The sequence below is a fragment of the Nonomuraea sp. NPDC023979 genome (assembly GCF_040639085.1).
GTDB lineage: Bacteria > Actinomycetota > Actinomycetes > Streptosporangiales > Streptosporangiaceae > Nonomuraea > Nonomuraea ceibae.
The window spans coordinates 436,737-461,693 of record NZ_JBEZZG010000001.1; the positions used below are offsets into that span (position 1 = coordinate 436,737).

Genomic DNA, 24,957 nt, shown 5'->3' on the forward strand with positions numbered 1-24,957 from the left:
GCGTCAGCCGACGATCATCTTCTCGTCCGGAAGCTGGTAGTGGCGGGTGTGCTCCTTGAGCGCCAGCGCCGAGCCGAGCGTGAGCGGCCCGGTCCTGCCGACGAACATGAGCACCACCAGCAGCAGTTGCCCCGCCACCCCGACCTGCGCGGTGATCCCCGTGGACAGCCCCGTGGTGCCGAACGCCGAGACGACCTCGAACAGCACCCGGTCCAGGCTGAACGGGGTCAGCACCAGCAGCACGTAGGTGGAGACCGCCACCAGCGCCACGCCGATGAGGCTGATCGAGACCGCCTGGCGCTGCACCGACTCCGGCAGCCGGCGGTTGCCCACGTGCATCGAGTGCTCGCCGCGCATCTCCGCCCAGATGACGAACGCCAGCAGCCCGAACGTGGTCACCTTGATCCCGCCGGCCGTGCCCGCGCTGCCGCCGCCGACGAACATCAGCAGGTCGGTGACCAGCCAGCTCGACGGGTACATGGCCGAGACGTCCAGGCTGTTGAACCCGGCGGTGCGCGGCATCACGGCGGCGAAGAACGCGGCCAGCACCTTGCCAGGATCGTCCAGCCCGCCCAGCGTGCGCGGGTTGCGCCACTCGGTGGCCAGGAACACCAGCGTGCCCCCGACCAGCAGGATCACGGTCACCCACACGGTGATCCTGGTCAGCACCGACCACCGGCCGGGATGCCGCCAATCGCGCAGCAGCTCGAACCAGACCGGGAAGCCGAGCCCGCCCACGATCACCGACACCGCGATGGTCAGGCTCACCCACGGATCGGTGACGAACCCCATCAGGTTGTCGGCCCACAGCGCGAACCCGGCATTGTTGAACGACGACACCGCGTGGAAGACGCCCAGGTAGACCGCCCTGCCGAACGGCTCGCCGTAGCCGATCAGGAAGCGGCCGGTCAGCACCACCGCCACGACCGCCTCACAGGCCAGGCTGAACAGCACCACCTTGCGCACCACCGTGCGCACGTCGGTCATCCGCAGCGTCTTCGTCTCGGCCTGCGCGAACAGCCGGGCCCGCAGCCCGAGCCGCCCGGACAGCAGCACCGTGAACAGCGTGGCCAGCGTCATGATCCCGAGCCCGCCGGCCTGGACCAGCAGCGCGATCACCACTTCGCCGAACGCCGACCAGTGCGACGCCGTGTCGACCACGGCCAGCCCGGTCACGCACGCCGCCGACGTGGCGGTGAACAGCGCCGTCACCCAGTCCGTCGACTCCCCGGACTCCGCGGCCACAGGCAGCATCAGCAGGCCCGTGCCCAGCAGCACCACCGCCGCGAACCCGGTCACGATCACCTGCGCGGGGTGCTGGAACCTTTCGAGCAGGGCCGGCGCCCTTGTTCTCACCGCTTCTCCCTCTTCCGGCCGGTTCACGGTACAGCAGCCGGAAAACGGAGCTCAGGTCGCGTCGGTCCGCTGGGCCTCCTGGTAGACGGCCATCGCCTCGTTGCCGAAGAACGGGCCGAACATGAAGTCGGGCGCGAAGTCGTACTTGAAGCTGTTGACCGAGGTCACCCAGCCGAGGCCGGTGGAGTCGTCGAAGCCCTGCAGCCACGGGCCGCCGCTCGAACCGCCGGTCATGCGGCAGCGCAGCCCGAGGTCCCGCGTCATGACGCTGTCGTCGAACGCGCGGCCGCTGCAGAAGATCAGCGACGAGCCGTCGAACGGCTCAGCCGCCGGGAACCCGTAGGAGAACATCTGCTGCCGTCTGGCCTGGTTGAACGCCACGCCCTGGCCGCCCACCACGTCGGTCAGCGTCCGGCCCTGCAACGGCGCGACCACGGCGGCGGCCACGTCGAAGTTGATGTCCTCGCGGGCGTTCCACTGCTGGGTGGTCAGCAGGCGGCTCGCCACCCAGGCGCCGAACGGCGCGCGGCCGTTGGCGAAGCCGGGGACGAACACCCAGTTGCGGTGGAAGGCGCCGTTCAGCTTGACGCAGTGCCCGGCGGTCATCACCACGCTCTCGTTCGCACTGGTCACGGCGGTGCCGGAGCAGGAGGAGTTCTGGCCTTCCGCAGTGGTGAAGAAGACGCGCCCGGTGGTGCGGACGATGGCGCCGCCGTCGGTCCACCGCAGGCCGGGGCTGTTGGCCAGCTCGGCGGCCGACCGGGTGAACGAGGTGCCGCGCGTCGCCCACGGGTTGCCGCGCGTCGGCCGGTCGGAGCGGGCGGTGCGGCGCGGCTCGGGCGACGACAGCGGCCGAGCCGCGCGCAGGCGCTGTGGCGTCCAGTACTGCAGCACGGTCCTGCGCTCCGGCCAGGAGTCCGTGGCGGACCACCGGACCGGGCCCGGGTCGTGCGCGGCCGTGGTTCGCGCAGTCGTGACCTGCGCGGTCGTGGCCTGCGCGGCGGCCGGGGCGGCCGTCAGGGTGAGCGTGAGGGCGGCGAGCAGGGCGACTCTGCGGGGCATGACGTACCTCCAGATAACCGGGATCTGCCGTCTGGAGGTACGCAACGGGAGGCGCGAAACGCTCAAAGTATGCGCATACGGGTATGGCTACCGCCGTAGCGCCGCCGCGGTCTTCGCCGGGTCGTAGTCCGGCCCGACCCCCTCCACCAGGAGCGCCGCGCCGTCGATGTGATCGGTGCGCAGGTGCAGGATCTCCTGGTAAGCGGGCGAGTCGTACCAGCCCCTGGCGGCGTCCAGGTCGGGGAAGCCGATGATCACGATCGTCCCCGGCCAATCGCCCTCGCGCACCTCCACCTGCGCCCCGTGCACCAGGAACCGCCCGCCGAACGGGTCGAGCGTCGCCTGGATGCGCTCCAAGTACTCCAGCACGTCGGGGTGGGGGTTCGGCGTCTTCAGATGCGCCACGGCGTAAGCGGTCATGGTGTCCTCCCGGGTTCCGGTCGTCGACCCAAGAATCCGCGACAGGAGGGAAGCGCCACAATTACGTGCCAGGTAAGCGACCGTTTGTCCGCAGGTCACCGGGGTAGCCGGAGACCGTGGCCGGTATCCGGGGGATCTGCCACCCGCGCTTCACCTCGGTGCGGGACCGCTTCGCGGACAACTTCGCCGAGGGGCGGGAACTGGGTGCGTCCCTCTGCGTCTACCAGCACGGCGAGCCCGTCGTGGACCTGTGGGGCGGGCTGGCCGCCGAGGACAGGCCGTGGCGGCAGGACACGCTCGCGCTCCTGGCCTCGACCACCAAGGGGATGGCGGTCGCGGCCCTCCTGCTGCTGGTCGACCGGGGGATCCTCGACCTCGACACGCCGGTGGCCGACTACTGGCCGGAGTTCGCCGCCGAAGGCAAGGGCGCGATGCCGCTGCGCTGGATCCTGGGCCACCGCTCCGGCGTCGTGGTCATCGACCCACCGCTGACCTTGGACGACATCGAACGCGGAAGCCCGGTCGCCGACGCGCTCGCCTGCGCCAGACCCGCCTGGCGGCCGGGCAGCGCCCACGGCTACCACTGCCTCACCCTGGGCTGGCTGGTCAGTGAGGTCGTCCGCCGCGTCACCGGCCTCACCGTCGGACGGCTGTTCGCCCGGGAGATCGCCGCGCCGCTCGGCCTCGACCTGCACATCGGCATCCCCGCCCACCAGGAGGGACGGCTCGCGAGCGTCGTCGCCCCCACGGCCGGCGAGGTGCGCAACGGCCGGGCCGACCCCGAGCTCCACGAGCTCAACCGGGCGATCTGCTCGCCGGCCTCGCTGCTGCACCGCGCCACCTACGGCAGCGTGGTCCTCACCCCCGAACTGCTCGGCGGCTCACGCCTGTATCGGGCCGAGGTGCCCTCCGCCTGCGGCGTCGGCACCGCGGCCGGCCTGGCCAGGCTGTACGCGGCCCTCATCGGCGAGGTGGACGGCATCAGGCTGCTGCGCCCGGAGACCGCCGCCCGCGCCCGCGCGGTCGAGGCTCGGGGGCGCGACCTGGTCCTGCGGCTGGAGACGGCCTACAGCGCCGGATTCATGCTGCCCGGCGGGCCGATGTGGCCGCCGTTCGGGGCGCCCAACGCCTTCGGGTACGCCGGCGCGACGGGCGCGTTCGCCTTCGCCGACCCGGACACCGGCCTGGCCTTCGCGTACGTGCCCAACCGCATGTCGGAGCTGATCGAGGGCAGCGACGGCCGCGTGTGGCCGCTGATGCGGGAGAGCCACCGCTGCGCGCGCGGCGGTTGACCCTGGCCGGGGTTAACCGGCCAGGTCCCTGGCGACGTTGTCGAGCCGGGTGGCCACCTCGTCGAGCTGCTCGTCGGTGACCGTGTCGCCGGGCAGCAGCCCTGCCACGTCCGCCCGCCGGGCGATCACCAGGCTGCGATGGGTGTCGTCCACCTGGGCCGCCGGCATGACCAGGCAGTCGCCCCGGACGAAGACCAGGACCGTGTCGGGGTCCGGCGCGTCCAGCAGCCGCCGTACACACTCTCGGTTGACAAGGAGCATCGTGCGGTCCTCCGCGTTCCGTTTCGTGGGGGCTTCTGAGCGCGTACCCGGATCGTCCACCCGGTCACCTGGTCAACGCGGAAAGACCACGTCAGGAGAAGCACGGGGGTGTCGGGAGAAGTACGGGCCGTCGCGGAACGCTGTCGGATGCCGTATGCGCCGCCAGCCGCCATTTGCCAGCCGTCGTTTGTCGACCGCAGTCGCCAGCCGTCATTTGCCAGCCGTCGGGCGTCAGCCTCAATCGCCAGTCGCCAGTCGCCAGTCGTCAGTCGTCAGTCGTCAGTCGTCAGTCGTCAGGAGAAGTACGCGTCGGCCGCCGGGGTGGAGAGCAGGATGATGACGAGGACCGAGCCCAGCGTCGCCAGCCCGAAGCGCACCAGGACGAGCGGGCGGAGCCAGGACGGGAAACCCCCGCTCGCGGCGGCGATCACGGCACGAGCGTCGATCTCCCGCACGCCGGGGTCGGCCGACTTCGCGAACGCGGCCTCGGTGTAGCGGACGGCGAACACCTGGCTCGCGGTGACGAAGCCGACGGCGAGAAAGATGACCGGTTCGAGAACCCAGGACAGGACGCGGCCCGCCCCCGCGAGGTTGAGCCCGGCCAGGGCGGTCACCACGACGGTGATGCCCAGCGCGAGCGCGAGCTCCGGCGCCCGCTCCTCGAACCTGATGCCGTGCCGGGCCAGGACGCCGGGCGCGTGGCCCTGCCTGGCGACCTCGGCCTCGGCCGCGCGCTGGGCCCGGCCGCCGGTGCGCCAGGCGGCCACGGGTATGACGACGAAGGTGGCGGCCAGCAGGAGTTGCAGCGTGGCTGCAAGAGCGACGGAAACCGGCATGACGACTCACTCACTCACTCGATCGAATCATTCACTTGCTCGGGGTCGTTCATTTGCTCTGGATCGTTCACTTGCGCAAGGCCGTTCACTTGATCGGGATCGTTCGCTTGATCGCGTCGCCGGCTCAGACGGCGACCAGGACGAGGCCGAGGATCGAGGCGCCGAACACGACGACGTGACGGACGTTCTGCAGGGTCCACGTCCAGGCGGGGAAGCCGTCCTCGGCGGCCTTGAGCAGGGCGGCGACGTCGATCCTGGCCAGCATCGGGTCACCCTTGCGCTGGAAGGCCGCGCGTACCGACTTCTCGGCCGTGAGCTGGCTGTAGAGGATGACGCAGTTGCCGACGAGGACGAGCGACTGGAAGATCCACGTCAGCGTCGGGGCCCAGGCGTGGCCGAACAGGTTGAGCCCCGCCACCACCGCCATGATCGCGGCGACCGTGGCGGGAACCGCGGTCTCGTGGCCGCCGGCGTCGAAGCGCATGCCGTTCTCGTGGAGGACGGTGGTGCGCACGCCCTGGCGCTGGAGCTCGGCCTGCGCGCGGGCCATCGCGGTGGCCCCGTAGCGGTGCCGGACCATCGGGATGCTCACGAAGGCGGCGGCGACGAGCAGCTGGCTGACGGCGATGACGGTGTTCACGGGGGCTCCTCGGGTCGGACTTGAACTAAGTGCAAGAGCACTGTAACCGGCTACTTGAACTAAGTGCAAGTCCAGTATCGTGGCCGCATGCCGCGCGACACCCTGACCAAGGAACAGATCGTCGAGACCGCGATCGAACTGCTGGACGAGGAGGGCCTCGACGGCCTCAACATGCGCAACCTCGGCAAACGCCTCGGCTCCGCCGCCACGGCCGTCTACTGGCACGTACAGAGCAAGGACAACCTGATCCTGCTCGTCGGCGACCGCGTCTGGGACGAGATCGCGCTGCCCGACGTCGACGCCGTCGGTTGGCGCGCCGCCGCCACCGAGCTCGCCACCGGCCTGCACGACATGCTCAGCCGGCACCCGTGGCTCGTCCAGGCGTTCGGGTCACACCTGTTCTACGGGGTGAGCAAGGCCCGCTACGACGAATGCAGCCTCGCCGTCTACGAGAAAGGCGGCTTCACCGGCGCGCACGCCGACCGGGCGGCCGGCGCCGTCTTCACGTTCGTCCTCGGCTGCGTGCTCGGCGTGGCCGCGCAGGCGTCCCTCACCCGCCGCCTCGCCCGCGACGGCGGCGACGCCACGGCGGCCTTCCAGGAGACACTGGACAAGGCCGCCGAGATCGCCAAACAGTTCCCCCGGCTACGCAGCCGAGTCGAAGCCCCCAGCCCCACCGACTACGCGACGGCCCCGGTCCAGACCTTCGAGTTCGGCCTGGAAGCCCTCCTCAACGGCCTGGAATCCCAGCGCCCCACCTGACCCCACCCCGCTCCGGAGCAGCCCGAACGGCAACACCAACCCCCACGCCCAGCCCCGTACGGTCGCACCCAGCCCCGTACGGCCGGCATCCAACCGCGGTCGGTCGGCGCCAACCGTCCCCGAGGTGACCCGTTCGAGTGGCGCGAGACGGTCACTCCCGCCCCTCTCCCGTACGGTCGGCGGCCCCACCCTTCCCGGCAGCCCGTTCGAGGTGGCGTGAGAACCCTCATGCGGTCGGCACGGCCTCCCAGCCAGCGGGCACGTAACGGTCGGCTGTCATGGTCGGTCCACGTAGCCGGTGCCTTCCCCGGGCAGGTAGCCGCCGTCGTCGGCGTCGGTGCGGCCGGAACCGGCGTCGGGGTCGTCCTCGTCCGAGGGCACCCAGTCGACCGCAGCGCCCACGTGCCCGCCGTCCGGCTCGGCGGCCGGGGTCTCGTCCTCGCCTTCGTCGATCATGCCGTGCTCGGCCTCGTCCGCCGGCCCCTGCACACGGAAGCCGGGGTCACCGCCTTCACCCTGCGGCTCCACGGCGTCGGGCGGCATCGGGTGCGGGCTCGGCCCCAGCGTCTCGACGTGGCCTTCGACCTCGTCCGTACGGCTCGCGACCGCCTTCTCGTCGGAGCCCGCCGTGACCGGCCACTCGTCGTCGCGGCCGGTCACGTACCCCATGGGCTCGGCATAGCCGCTGGAAGGCTCGGCGTCGTCGCCTGGCTTGCCCGGGTTCGCGTTCGAGCCGCGGATCGAGGCCGGGCCGATGTCGCCGCCCATGTTGTGCAGGTCGGCATCGAACGTGGTGCCCTTGTCCTGTTCGCGCCGCTTGTCGCGGTCCTTCTTGTCGGACACGTGGCCCACCTCCCTTACTCGGGCTCCACCCGCATGGCCGACTCCTCCGCCGAGTAGCCGCCGCTGTCAGGACCGACCTCCCGCGCCACCTCGTCGGACTCGATGTCACCGTGCGCCCCCTCGTCGGGCGCGACCAGCCGACCGGCCCGCCGTGGGTCGTCCCACACCTGGCCCGACGGCTCCTCCGGTTGCGCCGGCCAGCCCTCCTCGACCCCGCTGTCCGCCTCCCGGTCGGTGTCGAGATCCGAGCCGACACCCAGCCCTGACTCGTCGGTGACCCGATCGGTCCCGGCGTCGCCGCCACCATCGCGGCCCCGTGGCTCGTCCGCGCCGAACACCGGCTGGTCCTCGGGCACCTCCCGCTCCAGCCGGCTGTCCAGTGGCTCGCCCTGGATCTGCTCGTCGACCGTGGTGCCGTAGTCGTCGATCGCGATCGGCTCGTCCCCGGGCAGCGGCGCCTCCTGTGGATCGACCGCCCACTGCTGCTCGGGCGTGCCGTCCTGGAGGTCCGGGATGCCCTCGTCCTCGAAGCGGGATCGAGGGTCGTGCTCTGGCGTGTGTTCCCCCACGATGGTCCTCCCCTGTTCAGGCCTTCACCGCCCGCTGCCCAGCCGGTCCGCCGCATAACGACTCCTCGGTGCTCATGGCCGGTCCGGCCTCCCCGAATGCCGGACGCCACCCCGCGCCGACCCCATGACGCCCTCATGACGTCACAACCCCGCTTGCGTTGACGCCATCATGGCGTCATCATGGCGTCATGAACCTCACGCCCTTCGTCGACCAACTCCGCAGAGAGCTGGCGGTCGCCGCGGAGGCCGGCGGCCCCGAGGCCCGCGAGCTGGCCGAGCGACTCACCGCGCCGCTCGAATCAGCCGTCCGGCTCACCCTGCTCGACGCGCTGTCCACCGCCGCGGGCGAGATCACGCGCGACCTCGCCCCGGGTTCGGTCGACGTACGCCTGCGCGGGCGCGACGCCGACTTCGTCGTGCGACCGGCGCACACCCCACCTGCCCCCGCGTCCCCGCAGAGCACGCTGCGCTCCGCACTCGCCGGCGCGGTGGAGGTCGCGATGGGCGTACGCGCCCCGGTCCCCGACGCCGACGAGGGCGGCACGTCACGGATCTCCCTGCGCGTGCCCGAGCACCTCAAGTCGCGCATCGAGGAGGCGGCCGGCCACGACGGGCTCTCGGTCAACGCCTGGCTCGTCCGCGCCATCTCCGCAGCGCTGGAGCCCGGCGAGGCGGTCAGGTCCGACGATCCGCCGGGCGGCCGGCACTACACCGGCTGGGTGAGCTAGCCGGCCTGTCCCATCCGACCACCCCATCCGCGAGGCCACCCAGCATGCCGACTTTCGACACTCCCACCCCGATCCTGGCCACCGTCGACCTCCACATGGCCGACGTCCGCATCCACGCGACCGACCGCGCCGACACCGTCGTACGCATCCGGCCCGCCCACCACGACACCAGCGACCAGGTCGAGATCGACTACTCCCGCGGCAGGCTCCTGGTGCGCTCGCCGCCCGCCACGTTCCGCTGGCTGCTGTGGGGCGGCGAGTCGATCGACGTGGAGATCGAGCTGCCGACGGGCTCCCGCGCCGAGGTCAAGACCACCGGCGAGCTCCGGTGCGAGGGCCGCCTCGGCGACTGCCGGTTCCAGAGCGCCGACGGCGACGTCTGGCTCGACGAGACCGGCAGACTGCAGGTCCAGGCCGGAAACGGCGACATCACCGTGGCCAGGTCCGGTCCCGCCGACATCACCGCCGACAACGGCGGCATCCGCATCAACCGGATCGACGGCGCGGCCACCATCAAGACCGCACACGGCGACATCACCCTCGGCGAAGTGGCCGGCGACCTGCGGATGAAGACCGCACACGGCGACATCACTGTGGACCGCGCCCTCTCGGACGTCGCCGCCAAGACAGCCACCGGCAACGTCCGCATCGGCGAAGTGGTGCGTGGCCAGATCAGCCTGGAAACCGCCTCGGGCGCCGTCGAAGCCGGCATCCGCGCAGGCACCGCCGCCTACCTCGACGTCCGAACCGACTACGGCAACGCACACATCGGCCTCACCCCCACCAGCGGCCCCGGACAGGCCGACGAAACCGCCGAACTCCGCGCCCGCACGGCCTACGGCGACATCCACATCCGCCGAGCCACCCCAACCCCCCACTAACCCAATGCCGCACCCCCCACGGCTCCCACCAGAGACCGCCCCACCCGCCCACCTAACCCCTCGCCCCGGCACCGCTCACCGCAGCGCCGCGACTTCGAGCCTCGCGGGGCCGAGCCTCGAAGGTTCCAAGCTCCGCGGCCTCCCAATTCGGCGACACAGGGGTGCCGGTAGGCGTCAAGCCGGGGCCGGGGGCTGTGGCGCGCCCGAAATCGCAGCTAACTGCAAGAAAGCAGACCCAGAGGTGGGCCGCGCTGACCGGAAGGAGAAGACCCATGCCCCCCGCGATCACGGCTGAAGGCCTGGTCAAGAAGTACGGCGACGTGGCCGCCCTGGACGGCCTGGACCTGGCGGTGCCCGAGGGCACGGTGCTGGGCCTGCTCGGCCCCAACGGCGCAGGCAAGACGACGACCGTGCGCATTCTCACCACGCTGCTCAAACCGGACGCCGGCCGCGCGTCGGTCGCCGGGTTCGATGTGGTGCGTGACGCCGACAAGCTGCGGCCCCACATCGGCGCGTCCGGTCAGTACGCCGCCGTCGACGACCATCTGACCGGCGCCGAGAACCTGGAGATGGTCGGCAGGCTCTACCACCTCGGCACGAAACGCAGCAAAGCCCGCGCCCGTGAGCTGCTCGAACGCTTCGACCTCACCGAGGCGGCCGACCGCCCCGTGCAGGGCTACTCGGGAGGCATGCGCCGCCGGCTCGACCTCGCCGGGGCGCTGGTGGCGAGCCCGCCGGTGCTGTTCCTCGACGAGCCGACCACCGGTCTCGACCCCAGAGCCCGCGCCGGTCTCTGGGACGTCATCGCCGAGCTGGTCGCCGCCGGCACCACACTCCTGCTCACCACCCAGTACATGGAGGAGGCCGACCGGCTCGCCCACCGCATCGCGGTCGTCGACCACGGCGGGGTGATCGCCCTCGGCACGGCCGACGAGCTCAAGGACCAGGTCGGCGGCGACCGGGTCGAGCTCACCGCGACGAGCACCGCCGACCTCGCCACCATCGAACGCGTGCTCGCCCCGCACGCTGTCACCGACGACACCGCGCTGCGGGTGACCCTCCCGGCGTTCCGCGGCGCCGCGTCGCTCAACGACGCCCTGTCCAAGCTGGCCGCCGAAGGCGTCGCCGTACGTGACGCCGGTCTGCGCCGTCCCACGCTGGACGACGTGTTCCTCACCCTCACCGGGCACGAGACGACGAAGGAACCCAGCCGATGAACTCCCTCCAGATGGCGGTCGCCGACGGCCTCACCATCACCAAGCGCAACGCACTCAAGATCCGGCGCGCGCCCGACCTGCTCGGCGGCGTCGTCATGCTGCCGATCGTGCTCGTGCTGCTGTTCGCGTACGTGATCGGCAGCATGATCGAGCTGCCCGGCATGTCCTACCGCGAGTACATGATCCCCGGGATCTTCGTCCAGGCGATCGTCACCAGCACCCAGATCACCGGCTACACGCTGACGCTCGACCTGCAGAAGGGCATCTTCGACCGGTTCCGCACGCTGCCGATGTCACCCTCGGCGGTCCTCGCCGGCCAGACCCTCAGCGACGTGCTGATGAACGTGACCAGCATCGCCGTCATGGCCGTGGTCGGACTGCTGGTCGGGTGGCGGATCCACTCGTCGCCGTACGAGGCCGCGCTGGGCTTCCTGATGCTGCTGCTGTTCTCGTACGCGTTCTCGTGGGTGACGGTGGCGGTCGCACTGACGCTGCGTACGCCCGAGTCGTTCAACAACATCGCCACCATGGTGTCGCTGCCGCTGGTCTTCCTCTCCAACGCCTTCGTGGACAGCTCCCGCCTGCCCGGTCCGCTGCAGGTCGTCGCCGAGTGGAACCCGGTCTCCACCATCATCCAGGGCGCCCGCGAGCTCTTCGGCAACACGAACGCGGCCATGCCCGTGCCTGATGCCTGGCCGCTCCAGCACGCGGTGCTGGCCTCGCTGCTGTGGTCGGTGCTGATCCTGGCCGTCTTCGTCCCCCTGTCCATCCGCCTGTACAAACGAGCCGTCAGCCGCTGAGCCGGGCACCGAGCCCCTGCCGCTGAGCCCCGCCGCTGAGTTCCGTCCCTCGGGTGAACGGGAGGCATGTGGGGGCCGGGCCGGGCGGCGCACCGTGGGGGAGCTGGGCGTCTCAATCGGGGGTGGCCCTGATCAGGCGGCCGCCGGGACCCGGCGGCGCGGGATGCCGTGGCCGGGCTGGGGTGGACGGGGTTCCGGGCTGGGGTGGGCCGGGCTGAGGTGCCTGGTGGGGCGTCGGTGGCCTGTGGTGGGGGGCGGGGTGTTGGGGTGGGGTTAGTCGAGGTTGAGGCGGTAGCCCATGCCGGGTTCGGTGATTAGGTGTATGGGGTGGGCGGGGTCGCGTTCCAGCTTCTTGCGCAGTTGGGCCATGTACTGGCGCAGGTAGTGCGATTCCTTGACGGCGCTGCTGCCCCAGACCTCGGTGAGCAGTTGCCGCTGGCTGACCAGTTTGCCGGGGTTGCGGGCCAGCAGTTCCAGCACGTGCCATTCGGTCGGGGTCAGCCGTACGCCGCCGGTGATGGTCTTGCCTGCGAGGTCCACCACGTGGTCGCCGATCCGCACCTGGGCCGGTTCCGTCCCGTGGGCGCCGGTGCGGCGGGTCACCGCGCGGATGCGGGCGAACAGCTCCTCCAGGTCGAACGGCTTGGTCACGTAGTCGTCGGCCCCGGCGTCCAGGGCTTCGATCTTGTCCAGGTTGTCGGCGCGGCCCGACAGCACCAGGATCGGCAGGCTCGTCCAGCCGCGCAGGCCGTGGATGACGTCCACGCCGTCGATGTCGGGCAGGCCCAGGTCAAGCAGCACCAGGTCGGGGTGCCAGTCGGCGGCCCGGCGCAACGCCGTGGCGCCGTCCGGGGCGGTGGCCACCTCGTAGTCGCGGGCGTGCAGGTTGATGCGCAGGGCCCGCAGGATCTGCGGTTCGTCATCGACGACCAGGACCTTCACGCCTGCTCCTCAGGGTGTACGTGCATCGTCACGGCCTCCTGACCGCGGGGTGGGACAGGGGTGGCGGGAGTGGCCTGTCCGGTCATGCGGGGTGCACTTGCTGCTGTCCTGGGCTCCGGTGTCACTCCCTCATGTTCGCCGACGGCTCGAGTATCCGGGGGTGGGGGGTGGGGTGGGGCTGGCCCCGTGAGGGCCGACCGAGTGAGGAGGGCTGGTCCAGTGGGGGTGGCTGGTCCAGCGTGGAAGGGCTGATCCCCGTGAGGAGGGTCGTGTCCGTGAGGGGGTCGGCTCCCGTGAGGGGGTGAGGTCCCGTGAGGGGTCCCGTGAGAGGGCTGTCCAGGTCCAGCGGTGGGTGGGCTGGCCGTAGCGGGCGGGATGGCGAGGAGAGGGTGAGGCAAGGGAGCGCAGGGGCTACGGCTTGTGAGGTGGGGGGTTGAGCCAGTGGGTGCGCCAGGTGGGGAGTTCGGCGGCGTCGCGGGTGGGGAAGCGGGCGAAGAGGTCGGCGGCTTCGCGCCAGGCGCGTTCGGCGCGGGTGTGGTCGCCGAGCAGGGCGTGGGCGGCGCCGACGTCGCGCAGGGTGCGGCCCCGCCAGAGCAGGTGGCGTAGTTCGTCCCAGGTTTCGAGGGCGCGGCCGAGCCAGGAGAGGGCTTCGTGGGGCCGGCGGGCGGCGAGGTTGAGTTCGCCGAGGGTGCGCAGGCCGAGGCCGGTGCCGACGCGGTCGTGGAAGCGGGCGGTGGAGGCGACGACGGCGCGGAGCGGCGGTTCGGCCTCGGCGAGGCGGTTCTGGCGGATCCAGACCTTGGCCAGCGCCTGGGAGGTGTAGTTGGTGAGGACTTCGTCGCCGGTGTCGAGGATGATCCGGTGGGCCTGGGAGCAGAGGTGTTCGGCGTCGTCGAGTTCGCCGCGGGCCCGGTGGACGAGGCCGATGCCGCGCAGGGCGAGGGCTTCGCCGCGGCGGTGGCCGAGGGCGCGGTAGCGGGTGAGGGCGTCGCGGAGGCTGGTGACGGCCTGGGAGTCGTGGCCGAGTTCGCGGTTGGAGAAGCCGATGCCGTAGAGGGCGTGGGCGAGGCCCTCCTCGTCGCCGAGCGCGGTGAGGGCGGCGAGTGCCTGCTGCATGAGGGGGAGGGCGGTGTGGTGTTCGCCGACCTCGCGGTGGACGGTGCCGAGGCCGTTGAGCGCGACGGCGATGCCGCGTTCGTCGGCTTCGGCGCGGAAGAGTCGGAGTGCGGCGCGGAAGTGGCGTTCGGCCTCGTCGAAGTCGTCGCCGTTGTAGGCGAGCTGGCCGAGGCCGCATTCGACGACGGCTTCGGCCCGGCGGTTGCCTTTGGCGCGGGCGGCGGCGAGGGCGGCGGTGTGGGTGCGGCTCCAGCCGGCGAAGCGGTTGGAGCCGCCGAAGGAGGTGAAGATGAGCGTGTCGGCGAGGGCGCAGGCGAGGGTGTCGAGGCCGAGTTCGGCGGCGCGTTCGACGGCGACGATGAGCGCCGATTCGGCGGTGGGGAACCAGTGGGCGGCGTCGTCGCAGGGAGGGGCGGGCGCGGTGTGGCCGAGGCGGGGCAGCGCGATGGGGAGCTGCTGGGTGAGCCCTTCGCAGAGGGCGAGCATCTTCTCCAGGGCCCGGGTGACGGCGGCGTGCAGGTCGGGTTCGGGCATGGTGGCGGCGGCCCGTTCCTTGGCGTACAGGCGGACGAGGTCGTGCATCCGGTAGCGGGTGCGGCCGTCGCCGGTGGGCAGGGGCTCGACGAGGCGCGCGTCGATGAGCTCTTCGACGATCTCCTCGGTCGCCTCCGGGCCGAGGTCGAGTAAGGAGGCGGCGATGAGGAGGTCGAAGTCGGGCGGGTCGAAGTAGCCGAGGAGGCAGAAGGCGCGCAGGGCGGGGGCGCCGACCTCGGCGCAGCTCGCGCTGATGCCGGCGCGTACGCCGAGGTCACCGATGGACAGCTCGTCGAGGCGGCGGCGTTCGTCGTCCAGCCGGTGCACGAGGCGGGCCAGCGACCAGTGCGGTTTGCGTTGCAGCCGGGCGCCGACGACGCGGATGGCGAGGGGGAGCCGGTCGCACTGGGCGACGAGGGTGCGGGCGGCGTCGGGTTCGGCGGCGACGCGTTCGGGGCCGACGATGGCGCGGAGCAGGTCGAGCGATTCGGGTTCGGTCATCTCGGCGAGTTCGACGACGGTGGCGCCGGGCAGTCCGTCGGGGCGGCGGCGGCTGGTCACGAGCACGGCGCAGGTGGCGCTGCCGGGCAGGAGGGGACGGATCTGCGCGGTGTCGGCGGCGTCGTCGAGGACGACGAGGACGCGCCGGGAGGCGAGCGCCAGCCGGTAGAGCTCGATCTTGTCGTCGAGGGGCAGGCTCTCGTCGTGGCCTTCGACGCGGAGCAGACGCAGCAGCCGGTCGAGCGCTTCGGCGGGGGTGACGGGCCTGGCCTGGGCGCCGCGCAGGGCGATGTGGAGCTGGCCGTCGGGATAGCGTTCCTGCAGCAGATGGGCGGCGCGGACGGCGAGCGTGGACTTGCCGACGCCGCTGCGCCCGGAGATGAAGACGATCGGCAGCGCGGTGCCGGGCCGCTGGGCGCCTTCGGCGGCGGCCAGGACGCGGGCGAGCCCGGCGGAGGCGCCGGTGAAGTCGGTGATGTCGGGGGGAGCTGGGAGAGGCGGCCGGGCGGCGGGCCGCCTCGGGGCGCGGTGTCCTGGCGGAGCAGGCCGGCGTGCACCTCGCGCAGCCAGGGGCTGGGGTCGACGCCGAGCTTGTCGCGGATGCGCTCGCTCGCGGCGGCGTAGGCGGCGAGGGCTTCGGCGTGCCGGCCGCTGTGGTGAAGGGCGCGCAGGTGCTGGCCGATCAGGCGTTCGGCGAGCGGGTGCTCGACGAGGAGCGGCGTCAGCGTGGCGATGACCTCGCCGCTCCTGCCCAGGCGCAGCGCGCTCTCGGCCCAGTCGGCGGCGATCGCGATCCGCTGCTGTTCGAGGTTCTGGCGGTAGCGTTCGGCCCATTCGCCGGTGATGCCGGTCAGGGCGGCGCCGCGCCACAGGCTCAGGGCCTCGCCGAGGAGTTCGGCCCGTTCCTCGTCGCCGGCGCGGGCGGCCCGTTCGGCGAGGGCGCGGGCGTGGCCGGCGTCGATCTGGCCGGGCGGGACGTGCAGCGTGTAGCCGCCGGGGCTGCGGACGAGTGAGACGTCCTCGATGCCGGCGAGCAGGGCGCGCAGGCGGGTCACGTACGCGTAGAGAGAGCTACGGACGGAGGTCGGCGGCGCTTCGCCCCACACCCGGTCGATGAGGGTTTCCACGGTGACGAGCCGTCCGGCGTCGGCGACGAGCGCGGCCAGCACCGTGCGCTGTTTGATCGCCCCGGCCTGGCGGGCGGCGTCGCCCGGCTCGATCGTGACGGGACCGAGGATGCGGAAAATCACCGGGTCATCTCATCCTGCGCGCCGGATGGGGGCAAATCGGCGCTGCACTTTGTCCGATAGGCCGCGAAAGTAGCGTGTTTGCCGGTAATTAGGCCCTCCCGGATCGGCATAACGCGGTTACATTCACGATATTTGCTCCCTCTTATCCCTCCACGTCGACCGAAGGGAGAGGCATGAGAGTGAGAACCGCGATCGCGGCCGTGTCTGCTGCGGCGATCCTCATGCCGGCCACCGTCGCCCAGGCCGCAGGAAGCGCCCAAACTTTAGGAAGCGCCCAGGCGCCGCCCGATGACCAGTTCCAGAAGGTGACGCTCAACGACAGCCCCGGCGAGCCCGTCGACCTGGCGGTCTTACCGGACTCCAGGGTCCTGCACACCACCCGGACCGGCGAGGTCTGGCTGCACGACCCGAAGACCGGGCTGAACACGCTCGCCGCCCGGCTGGACGTCTACCAGCACGACGAGGAGGGGCTGCAGAGCATCGCGCTGAGCCCCGGCTTCGGCAAGGGCTCGAAGAAGGACGACTGGGTCTACCTGTACTACTCGCCGCCGCTCGACACGCCGGTGGACGACCCGGCGACGCCGGACGTGAACGAGGGCGACGCCCCGTTCACCGGGACGCCGGCGGACTTCGCGCCGTTCGAGGGGCTGATCCGGCTGTCGAGGTTCCGGCTCGGCCGCGCCAGCATCGACCTGTCCACCGAGCAGAAGATCCTGGACGTGCCGGTGGATCGGGGCATCTGCTGCCATGTCGGCGGCGACATCGTCTTCGACGCCGACGGCAACCTGTACCTGTCGACCGGCGACGACACGAACCCGTTCTTCTCCGACGGCTTCACCCCGATCGACGAGCGGGCCGACCGCAATCCGGCGTTCGACGCCCAGCGCAGCTCCGGCAACACGAACGACCTGCGCGGCAAGGTGCTGCGGATCAAGGTCGGGGAGGACGGCTCGTACGCGATCCCGGAGGGGAACCTGTTCGCGCCGGGGACGCCGGGCACCAGGCCGGAGATCTACGCGATGGGCCTGCGCAACCCGTTCCGCATCGAGCTGGACCGGGACAGCGGGGACCTGTACGTGGCCGACTACTCGCCGGACGCGAGGGAGGCCGACCCGGCGCGCGGCCCGTCGGGGACCGGCAAGTGGGCGATCATCCGCGAGCCGGGCAACTACGGCTGGCCGTACTGCGCGACGGCGCGGCTGCCGTACGTGGACTTCGACTTCGGGACGGGCACGTCCGGGGCGGCGTTCGACTGCGCGGCGCCGGTGAACGACTCGCCGCACAACACCGGGGCACGGGCGCTGCCGCCGGTGGTCCAGCCGCAGGTGTGGTACTCCTACGGCGCGTCGCCGGAGTTCCCGGCGCTGGGCACCGGCGGCATCGGCCCGATGGCGGGACCGGCGTACGACTTCGACCCGCGTGACACGCAGGGCCGCGCGCCGGTGGCGTGGCCCGAGTACTACGACGGCGTCCCGCTCTTCTACGAGTGGACCCGCGACTACGTCAAGGCGTTCCACGGCGACGGGCGGATCGAGGACGTGCTGCCGTCGCTGGTGTTCGACAACCCGATGGACCTGGAGTTCGGCCCTGACGGCGCGCTCTACGTGCTGGAGTACGGCGACGGCTACTTCCGGGAGAACCCGGACGCCCAGCTGTCGCGCTTCGACTACATCGGCCACCGGGGCAACCACTCGCCGATCCCGGTCGCGAAGGCGTCGGCGACCGACGGGCACGCGCCGCTCGCGGTCACGTTCACCAGCGAGGGCACCACGGACCCGGACGGCGACCGGCTGCGTTACGCGTGGGACTTCGACGCCGACGGCCGGGTCGACTCCCGGCGGCCCGAGGCGACGTACACCTTCACCGAGAACGGCCTCTACAACGCGACGCTGAGGGTCAGCGACGGCGGCGGGATGTCGGCGGCCACGTCGGTGCGGATCGTGATCGGCAACGCCGCTCCGGTCGTCGAGCTGGTGCGCCCGGCGGCGGGGGACTCGTTCTCGTTCGGCGACGTGGTCGAGTTCGAGGTGCGGGTGACGGACGACCAGCCGGTCGACTGCGCGAACGTGACCGTGAACTACATCCTCGGCCACGACGACCACGGCCATCCGCAGACCACGGCCCGGGGCTGCACGGGCTCCATCCAGACGACGGAGCCGGGCGGGCACGACCCGGAGACCGACGAGCTCACCGGCGTCTTCGTCGCCAGTTACACCGACCCCGGCACCGGCGGGCTGCCGCCGCTGACCGGCAGCCACCAGGTCGTCCTCCAGCCGACCAGTTAGGAGATCCCATGTGTTACGGCTACGGCCCGAGCAGGCGCGCGCTGCTCGCCGCGGGCCTCGGCGCGGGGGCTGCGGCCTTCGCGGCAGGCCCGGCCGCCGCGTCGGCGGGCTCCCGGGGGCATCGCGTCCCGCCGGGGCTGATCAGCATCCAGCTCTGGACGGTCCGCGACGACCTGTCGCGTGACTACGACGCGACGCTGGCCTACCTGGCGGAGATCGGCTATCCGAAGGTGGAGCTGGCGCTGGGCTACTTCGGCCGGACGGCCGCGCAGTTGCGTCAGTTCCTCGACGGGCTGGGCATCCGCTCCACGTCCAGCCACGACGGCATCAGCGCCGACGACGCCGCGCTGCACACCAAGATCGAGAACGCGGTGACGCTCGGCCAGTCGTACCTGGTCGTGCCGTACCTGAGCTCGTCCAGCGAGGACCAGTGGAAGGCGTGGGCCGAGCGGATGAACGTGGAGGCCGAGGTCGCCAGGTCGGCGGGCATCCGGTACGGCTACCACAACCACGCCCACGAGTTCACCACGGACCTGGGCGGCGGGCGGACGCCGTGGGACGTGCTCACCGCCGAGCTGGACCCCCGGCTGGTCCACCTGGAGCTCGACCTCTACTGGGCGGTCACCGGCGGTGTCGGGCGCGGCGTCGCCGACCCGGTGCGATTCACGCTCGACGTGATCAGGCGGGCGCCGCAGCGGGTGCTCCAGTTCCACGTCAAGGACCGGCACCTGGACGGTGACATGGCCGACCTGGGCACCGGGACGATCGACTTCCGGCGCATCCTCGACGCGCACCGGGTGAAGGAGTACATCGTCGAGAACGACACCCCGGACGTCACGCCCCGGCAGACGGCCGAGGTCGGATACCGCTATCTGCGGGAGATCCGCTACTAGCGGCGGCGGGCCCGGTCCGAGGGGGGCCGGGCCCAACTAGTTGAATTCTCACCAAATCTTCACCTTTCGCTGAGCGTCTTCTGAGGCTCAGCGGGGAGTCTTGTCCCGTGACCGACCCCTCGCACCAGACCCTGGACTCCGCGAAGACCGCCGCACCGCCCGCCAGGACCGGCCCGGGAGCGCTCCGCCTCGCCCTGCTCGGCCTGGTCGCGATCGGCATCGGCGGCGCCGCCTTCGAGCTCGCCGCCGAACGGCACTGGGGCAGCCCGGTCCAGCTCATCCCGTGGGCGGCGCTGCTGCTGCTCGGGACCGCGCTGGCGCTGCTGGCCGGGCGCGACTCGCCGCGCGTGCTGACCGTGGTGCGCGTGCTGGCGGCGGTCGTGCTGCTCGCCTCGCTCTACGGCGTCTTCACGCACGTCTCCGTCAACCGCGGCATGGGCGCGTTCGACCCGGCCTGGGGCTCGCTCTCGCCGCTCACCCAGTGGTGGTACGCGTTCACCAAGTCCGTCGGGAACGCCCCGCCGCTCGCCCCGGGCATGCTGGCCCAGAGCGCGCTGCTGCTCCTGATCATCTCGACGATCCGGCGGCACCGGGGCTAGCCAGCCCCGGAAGGCCGTCGCGCACGGTGAACGCGGCGGCCGTCACCGCCTCGGCCCCCGGCGCGCTCACGTACGGCAGGATCTTGAAGTCGGCGGTGAGCTCGGCGGGTGTGATCCGCACCGCGAGGTAGCCGCGCCGGCGCCGGTGGAAGCGCAGGTGCGGGTTGCCGTCGAGCAGCGGGTCGCCGCCCGGTTCCGGGTCGCGGCCGTCGCCGCCGCTGGACACCGACGTGACCGCGAACTCCACGCCGACCGGCTCGGCCCCGGGGTCGTCGTAGTCGAGCACCAGGTTGCCGGCCCAGTGCGCGTGCACGTCGCCGGTGAGCACGACCGCGTTGCGGACCCCGGCGCTCACCCAGCCGCCGGTGACGCGGGTGCGCGAGGCGGTGTAGCCGTCCCAGGCGTCGCGCCGCAGCACCTCGCCGGGGCCGGGGTCGCGGTCGCGGCGGCCGAAGAACACCTGCTGGGCGACCAGGTCCCAGCGGGCTCTGGAGGTACGGAAGCCGTCCAGCAGCCAGTTCTCCTGGTCCAGCCCGATCAGCGTGTGGCCGGGCGGCAGCGGCGTGGCGCAGGCGGTGAAGCCGTGGCCGCACGGGTGCGGGTCGCGGTGCTGGCGGGTGTCCAGCAGGTGGAAGGTGGCCAGCCGCCCCCAGCGCAGCCGCCGGTAGAGCTGCATCGCGGGCCCGCCGGGCCGGGCGCTCGCGCGCAGCGGCAGGTGCTCGTAGTAGGCGCGGAACGCGGCGGCGCGGCGCTCGGGCGGGATCAGGTTCGTCCAGTTGTTGTCCACCTCGTGGTCGTCCATGATCGCCACCCAGGGCGCGGCGGCGTGGGCGGCCCGCAGGTCGGGGTCGGTCTTGTAGAGCGCGTGCCGCCGCCGGTAGCCCGCCAGCGTGGTCGGCTCCGGCCCCTCGTGGTCACGCACGTACGCGCCGGGCTCGGCCTCGTTCTCGTACAGGTAGTCGCCCAGGTGCAGGATCAGGTCCGGGCTCTCGGCGGCCATGCGGGCGTACGCGGTGAAGTGGCCGTGCTGGTAGTTGGCGCACGAGGCGACGGCCAGGCGCAGCGCCCCGGGCAGCGTGCCGGGCGCGGGCGCGGTGCGGGCGCGGCCGATGGGCGACAGGTGCTGCCCCGCCTTGAACCGGTACCAGTACGGCCGCCCGGGCCGCAGCCCGGTCACCTCCACGTGCACGCTGTGCGCCCATTCGGGGACGGCACGCTGGACGCCGCGCCGGATGACCCGGGCGCAGCGCGGATCGGCGGCCACCTCCCAGCGGACGTCGACCGGCGTGGCCGGCATGCCGCCGAGCCCGTCCTCGGCCAGCGGCTGCGGCGCCAGGCGCGTCCACAGCACGAACCCGTCGGGGGCCGGGTCCCCGCTGGCCACGCCCAGCGTGAACGGGTCGGCGGGGGCTCGGTACGGCGGCAGGACCGGCGACAGCCCCAGGGCGAGGAACGACCGTCTGTCCAACACACGACGATGATCGCGTGCGGGCGGCAATCTCTCGGTATGCCGAGAGTGCGGCCGAGGTCACTACTCCGGCGGCGGGTTAAGCTTACGTAACAGGAGATTCTGGCAAGGGGCGGAGGGCGGATGCCGGACGGGCTGGTGCAGATCGGCGAGGTCGCCGAGCGGCTCGGGCTGTCCCTGCGCACGATCCGCCACTACGAGGAGGTCGGCCTGGTGGTGCCCGAGCGCACGCCCGGCGGCTTCCGCCTCTACAGCGAGACCGACATCGGCCGGCTGGCCCTGGTCAAGCGGATGAAGCCGCTCGGGTTCAGCCTGGACGAGATGCGCGACCTGCTGGAGATCACCGACCGGCTGGCCGCCGGCGACGACGACCCCTCGCTGGTGGCGCGGCTGCAGATGTTCGAGCGCGCGGTCGCGGTCCGCGCCGACAAGCTGCGCGACCAGCTCGCCATGGCCAGGGAGTTCGGCGAGCAGCTGCGCCGCCAGCGGCTGGGCGCGTCCCGTATGACGCTTCTCACCCCGCCGCCCTGAGGGTCCAACCCTTACGTCAGGGTAGTTTGAAACGTTTGCTTACCTCTTTCCGGTTGGACGCTCCTTGCCTTCTCCCCTTCCGGCGCTGCGGCGCCTGACGCCCCGCGTGCTGCGCACCGAGCTGCTGTCCGGGCTGGTGGTGGCGCTGGCGCTGATCCCCGAGGCGATCTCGTTCTCGATCATCGCGGGCGTCGACCCGAGCATCGGGCTGTTCGCCTCGTTCACCATGGCCGTGGTGATCTCCGTCGTGGGCGGCCGGCCCGCCATGATCTCGGCCGCCACCGGGGCGATCGCGCTGGTCGTCGCGCCGCTGGCCCGCGAGCACGGGCTCGGCTACCTGGTGGCGACGGTCATCGTGGGCGGCGTCTTCCAGGTGGCGCTGGGCGCGCTCGGCGTGGCCAGGCTGATGCGGTTCGTGCCGCGCAGCGTGATGGTCGGCTTCGTCAACGCGCTGGCCATCCTGATCTTCATGGCCCAGGTGCCCGAGCTCACCGGCGTCCCGTGGGTGGTTTACCCGCTGGTCGCCGGCGGGCTGGCGCTCATGGTGCTCTTCCCGCGCATCACCAGGGCGGTGCCCGCGCCGCTGGTGTCGATCGCCATTCTGACCGCGATCACGCTGGGCGCCGGGCTGGCCGTGCCCACCGTGGGCGACAAGGGCGCGCTGCCGTCGTCGCTGCCCGTCCCCGGCCTGCCCGACGTGCCCTTCACGCTGGACACCCTGACCCTCATCGCCCCGTACGCGCTCGCGTTCGCCCTGGTCGGGCTGATGGAGTCGCTGATGACGGCCAAGCTCGTCGACGAGATCACCGACACGCGCTCCGGCAAGACCCGCGAGTCCATCGGCCAGGGCGTCGCCAACATCGTCACCGGGTTCTTCGGCGGCATGGGCGGCTGCGCGATGATCGGCCAGACGATGATCAACGTCAAGAACGGCGCCCGCACCCGGCTGTCCACCTTCTCCGCCGGCGTCTTCCTGATGGCGCTGTGCGTCGTCTTCGGGCCGTGGGTGTCGCAGATCCCGATGGCCGCCCTGGTCGCCGTCATGATCCTGGTCTCGGTCGGCACGTTCGACTGGCACTCGATCGCGCCCGGCACGCTCCGGCGCATGCCGTGGGGCGAGACCGGCGTCATGGTGATCACCGTCGCCGTCGTCGTGGCCACCCACAACCTGGCCGTCGGCGTGGTCGTCGGCAGCCTGGCCGCCCTCGTCGTCTTCGCCCGCCGCGTCGCCCGCCTGGCGGACGTCACCGCCTGCCTCGACCCCGACGGCCACCAGGTCGTCTACGCGGTCACCGGCGAGCTGTTCTTCGCCTCCAGCAACGACCTCGTCCACCGCTTCGCCTACGCCACCGACCCGGACGACGTGGTCATCGACCTCACCGACGCCCACATCTGGGACGCTTCGTCGGTGGCGGCGCTGGACGCGGTGCGGGCCAAGTACGCGGCACGCGGTAAGAAGGTCACCGTCGTCGGCCTCAACGAGCCGAGCGCCGAGCTCCACGACACGCTCACCGTCAGCCACTGACCATACTCTCACGTTAAGGTAGGGACCATGCGGGATGACGTCGCCCACGAGGCCGCGCGACGCCGGACGTTCGCCGTCATCAGCCATCCGGACGCCGGTAAGTCGACCATGACCGAGGCGCTGGCGCTCCACGCGTCGGCGATCACCCAGGCCGGGTCCGTGCACGGCAAGGCGGGACGGCGCGGCGTCACCTCCGACTGGATGGAGATCGAGCGCGCCCGGGGCATCTCCATCACCTCGGCCGCGCTGCGCTTCGACTACCGGGGCCACGTCTTCAACCTGGTCGACACCCCCGGCCACGCCGACTTCTCCGAGGACACCTACCGGGTGCTGGCCGCCGTCGACTGCGCGGTCATGCTGATCGACGCGGCCAAGGGCATGGAGCCGCAGACCATGAAGCTGTTCGAGGTCTGCCGCCACCGCCGCATCCCGGTCATCACCTTCGTCAACAAGTGGGACCGGCCCGGCCGCCAGGCGCTGGAGCTGCTCGACGAGATCGAGGAGCGCACCGGGCTGCGGCCCACGCCCGTCACCTGGCCCATCGGGCTGCCCGGCAACTTCCACGGGGTGATCGACAGGCTGCGCGGCAGCGCCGTCCGCTACGAGCGCACCCCCGGCGGCGCCACCAAGGCGCTGGAGACCGAGCTCACCCCCGACCAGGCGGACGCCGAGCTGGGCGGCGACTGGCAGCAGGCGAGCGAGGAGACCGCGCTGCTCGACGCGATCGGCGCCGACCACGACCAGAAGGCGTTCGAGGCGCACGAGTCCACGCCGGTGCTGTTCGGCGCCGCGCTGCCCAACTTCGGCATCGGCCGCCTGCTGGACGTGCTGGTCGAGCTGGCCCCCGCCCCCGCGCCCCGGCCCGACGTCGACGGCGTCGCGCGGGCGATCGACCAGCCGTTCTCCGGGCTGGTGTTCAAGGTGCAGGCCAACATGGACCGCGCCCACCGCGACCGGATCGCGTTCGTCCGCGTGTGCTCGGGCCGCTTCGAGCGCGGCATGGTGCTCACCCACGCCGCCACCGGCCGCCCGTTCGCCACCAAGTACGCCCAGAGCGTCTTCGGCCAGGACCGGACCACCATGGACGAGGCCTTCCCCGGCGACGTCGTCGGCCTGGTCAACGCCACCGCGCTGCGGCCCGGCGACACCCTCTACGAGGGCGCGCCGGTGACCTTCCCGCCGATCCCCAGCTTCGCGCCCGAGCACTTCGCCGTCGTACGGGCCCGCGACTCCAGCAAGGCCAAGCAGTTCCGGCGCGGCATCGACCAGCTCGACGGCGAGGGCGTCATCCAGGTGCTCCGCTCCGACCTGCGCGGCGACCAGGCGCCGGTGCTCGCGGCGGTCGGGCCGATGCAGTTCGAGGTCGTCCAGCACCGGCTGTCCGCCGAGTTCGGCGCGGAGATCAGCCTCGACCGGCTCGACTACACGCTGGCCCGCCGCACCGACGCCGAGTCGGCCGAGCTGCTGGCCCGTCAGCGCGGCGCCGAGGTGCTGGTCCGCAGCCACGACCAGGCGCTGCTCGCGCTGTTCTCCGACCGGTGGCGGATGCGCTCGATCAAGGCCGACCACCCCGGCATCACGTTGCACGCCCTGATCGCCGACACCGCCCACGAAGCCGGATTCTGACTTGACCTGGAGTTCGCTCC

23 protein-coding genes and 1 pseudogene are annotated in these 24,957 nt (G+C 71.9%); 12 read left to right on the top strand and 12 right to left on the bottom strand.

Annotated elements, in window-relative coordinates:
- Positions 1-3 precede the first annotated feature (3 nt).
- The 3 genes from AB0G11_RS02125 to AB0G11_RS02135 form a co-directional block, all read right to left on the bottom strand.
- A complete protein-coding gene (locus AB0G11_RS02125; protein WP_357583365.1) occupies positions 4-1,356 on the bottom strand; it encodes a potassium transporter TrkG in 1,353 nt (450 codons plus the stop codon).
- Between the two features lie 51 nt (positions 1,357-1,407).
- On the bottom strand, positions 1,408-2,418 hold the full coding sequence (locus AB0G11_RS02130) for a peptidase (RefSeq protein WP_219518049.1): 1,011 nt from the start codon (positions 2,416-2,418) through the stop codon (positions 1,408-1,410).
- An 87-nt stretch (positions 2,419-2,505) separates the two neighbouring features.
- On the bottom strand, positions 2,506-2,838 hold the full coding sequence (locus tag AB0G11_RS02135; RefSeq protein ID WP_357583367.1) for a DUF1330 domain-containing protein: 333 nt from the start codon (positions 2,836-2,838) through the stop codon (positions 2,506-2,508).
- A gap of 116 nt (positions 2,839-2,954) precedes the next feature.
- Here AB0G11_RS02135 and AB0G11_RS02140 point away from each other — a divergent pair, with 116 nt between their 5' ends.
- The gene (locus tag AB0G11_RS02140; protein ID WP_357583369.1) at positions 2,955-4,130 is read left to right on the top strand and encodes a serine hydrolase domain-containing protein; all 1,176 of its coding nucleotides are present in this window, start codon (positions 2,955-2,957) and stop codon (positions 4,128-4,130) included.
- A 12-nt stretch (positions 4,131-4,142) separates the two neighbouring features.
- Here AB0G11_RS02140 and AB0G11_RS02145 read toward each other — a convergent pair whose 3' ends face one another.
- The 3 genes from AB0G11_RS02145 to AB0G11_RS02155 all read right to left on the bottom strand — a co-directional run bounded on the left by AB0G11_RS02145 (position 4,143) and on the right by AB0G11_RS02155 (position 5,867).
- A complete protein-coding gene (locus tag AB0G11_RS02145; RefSeq protein WP_219518054.1) occupies positions 4,143-4,391 on the bottom strand; it encodes a hypothetical protein in 249 nt (82 codons plus the stop codon).
- A gap of 293 nt (positions 4,392-4,684) precedes the next feature.
- A complete protein-coding gene (locus AB0G11_RS02150) occupies positions 4,685-5,227 on the bottom strand; it encodes a hypothetical protein (RefSeq protein ID WP_357583371.1) in 543 nt (180 codons plus the stop codon).
- Positions 5,228-5,351: 124 nt separating this feature from the next.
- On the bottom strand, positions 5,352-5,867 hold the full coding sequence (locus AB0G11_RS02155; protein WP_308126206.1) for a hypothetical protein: 516 nt from the start codon (positions 5,865-5,867) through the stop codon (positions 5,352-5,354).
- 87 nt (positions 5,868-5,954) lie between these two features.
- On the opposite strand from AB0G11_RS02155, the gene AB0G11_RS02160 reads away from it, so the two are divergent.
- A complete protein-coding gene (locus AB0G11_RS02160; RefSeq protein WP_357583373.1) occupies positions 5,955-6,629 on the top strand; it encodes a TetR/AcrR family transcriptional regulator in 675 nt (224 codons plus the stop codon).
- A gap of 276 nt (positions 6,630-6,905) precedes the next feature.
- Here the strand turns inward: AB0G11_RS02160 and AB0G11_RS02165 are convergent, their stop codons facing one another.
- Together AB0G11_RS02165 and AB0G11_RS02170 are read right to left on the bottom strand one after the other, a co-directional pair.
- Positions 6,906-7,472, bottom strand: a complete 567-nt coding sequence (locus AB0G11_RS02165; protein WP_357583375.1) for a hypothetical protein — start codon at positions 7,470-7,472, stop codon at positions 6,906-6,908.
- Positions 7,473-7,486: 14 nt separating this feature from the next.
- Positions 7,487-8,041 (bottom strand): DUF5709 domain-containing protein, encoded by a 555-nt coding sequence (locus tag AB0G11_RS02170; RefSeq protein WP_219518060.1) that lies wholly within the window; start codon positions 8,039-8,041, stop codon positions 7,487-7,489.
- Between the two features lie 188 nt (positions 8,042-8,229).
- On the opposite strand from AB0G11_RS02170, the gene AB0G11_RS02175 reads away from it, so the two are divergent.
- The 4 genes from AB0G11_RS02175 to AB0G11_RS02190 all read left to right on the top strand — a co-directional run bounded on the left by AB0G11_RS02175 (position 8,230) and on the right by AB0G11_RS02190 (position 11,667).
- Positions 8,230-8,769 (top strand): toxin-antitoxin system HicB family antitoxin, encoded by a 540-nt coding sequence (locus AB0G11_RS02175; protein WP_219518061.1) that lies wholly within the window; start codon positions 8,230-8,232, stop codon positions 8,767-8,769.
- A 44-nt stretch (positions 8,770-8,813) separates the two neighbouring features.
- Complete coding sequence (locus AB0G11_RS02180) at positions 8,814-9,650, top strand: DUF4097 family beta strand repeat-containing protein (protein ID WP_357583377.1); 837 nt, start codon at positions 8,814-8,816, stop codon at positions 9,648-9,650.
- Positions 9,651-9,922: 272 nt separating this feature from the next.
- Positions 9,923-10,867, top strand: a complete 945-nt coding sequence (locus tag AB0G11_RS02185) for an ATP-binding cassette domain-containing protein (protein WP_357583379.1) — start codon at positions 9,923-9,925, stop codon at positions 10,865-10,867.
- Entirely contained in the window at positions 10,864-11,667 is an 804-nt protein-coding gene (locus AB0G11_RS02190) for an ABC transporter permease (protein ID WP_357583381.1), read from the top strand. Before AB0G11_RS02185 ends, AB0G11_RS02190 begins: the two co-directional genes overlap by 4 nt.
- 273 nt (positions 11,668-11,940) lie before the next feature.
- Here the strand turns inward: AB0G11_RS02190 and AB0G11_RS02195 are convergent, their stop codons facing one another.
- From AB0G11_RS02195 to AB0G11_RS02205, 3 genes and pseudogenes are all read right to left on the bottom strand, one after another.
- Positions 11,941-12,609, bottom strand: a complete 669-nt coding sequence (locus AB0G11_RS02195; RefSeq protein ID WP_357583383.1) for a response regulator — start codon at positions 12,607-12,609, stop codon at positions 11,941-11,943.
- 411 nt (positions 12,610-13,020) lie between these two features.
- Positions 13,021-15,330: a tetratricopeptide repeat protein gene (locus AB0G11_RS02200; RefSeq protein WP_357583699.1), complete on the bottom strand. Its 2,310-nt coding sequence runs from the start codon at positions 15,328-15,330 to the stop codon at positions 13,021-13,023.
- A pseudogene (locus AB0G11_RS02205) lies at positions 15,312-16,010 on the bottom strand (BTAD domain-containing putative transcriptional regulator); the annotation flags it as partial. The gene AB0G11_RS02200 and the pseudogene AB0G11_RS02205, both read right to left, overlap by 19 nt.
- A gap of 173 nt (positions 16,011-16,183) precedes the next feature.
- Here AB0G11_RS02205 and AB0G11_RS02210 point away from each other — a divergent pair.
- From AB0G11_RS02210 to AB0G11_RS02220, 3 genes are all read left to right on the top strand, one after another.
- Positions 16,184-18,295: a PQQ-dependent sugar dehydrogenase gene (locus AB0G11_RS02210; RefSeq protein ID WP_357583385.1), complete on the top strand. Its 2,112-nt coding sequence runs from the start codon at positions 16,184-16,186 to the stop codon at positions 18,293-18,295.
- Positions 18,296-18,303: 8 nt separating this feature from the next.
- Positions 18,304-19,188 carry a sugar phosphate isomerase/epimerase gene (locus AB0G11_RS02215; protein WP_219518132.1) on the top strand — a complete coding sequence of 295 codons (885 nt, stop codon included), beginning with the start codon at positions 18,304-18,306 and terminating at the stop codon, positions 19,186-19,188.
- Positions 19,189-19,295: 107 nt separating this feature from the next.
- The gene (locus AB0G11_RS02220; protein ID WP_357583386.1) at positions 19,296-19,787 is read left to right on the top strand and encodes a hypothetical protein; all 492 of its coding nucleotides are present in this window, start codon (positions 19,296-19,298) and stop codon (positions 19,785-19,787) included.
- On the opposite strand, the gene AB0G11_RS02225 is transcribed toward AB0G11_RS02220, so the two are convergent.
- A complete protein-coding gene (locus AB0G11_RS02225; protein ID WP_357583387.1) occupies positions 19,756-21,258 on the bottom strand; it encodes an alkaline phosphatase D family protein in 1,503 nt (500 codons plus the stop codon). The genes AB0G11_RS02220 and AB0G11_RS02225 overlap by 32 nt on opposite strands.
- Positions 21,259-21,378: 120 nt before the next feature.
- Here AB0G11_RS02225 and AB0G11_RS02230 point away from each other — a divergent pair, with 120 nt between their 5' ends.
- The 3 genes from AB0G11_RS02230 (at position 21,379) to AB0G11_RS02240 (ending at position 24,937) form a co-directional block, all read left to right on the top strand.
- Positions 21,379-21,786, top strand: a complete 408-nt coding sequence (locus AB0G11_RS02230) for a MerR family transcriptional regulator (RefSeq protein ID WP_219518136.1) — start codon at positions 21,379-21,381, stop codon at positions 21,784-21,786.
- Positions 21,787-21,850: 64 nt separating this feature from the next.
- The gene (locus AB0G11_RS02235; RefSeq protein ID WP_219518138.1) at positions 21,851-23,311 is read left to right on the top strand and encodes a SulP family inorganic anion transporter; all 1,461 of its coding nucleotides are present in this window, start codon (positions 21,851-21,853) and stop codon (positions 23,309-23,311) included.
- A 27-nt stretch (positions 23,312-23,338) separates the two neighbouring features.
- Positions 23,339-24,937, top strand: a complete 1,599-nt coding sequence (locus tag AB0G11_RS02240; RefSeq protein WP_219518140.1) for a peptide chain release factor 3 — start codon at positions 23,339-23,341, stop codon at positions 24,935-24,937.
- Positions 24,938-24,957: the final 20 nt, after the last annotated feature.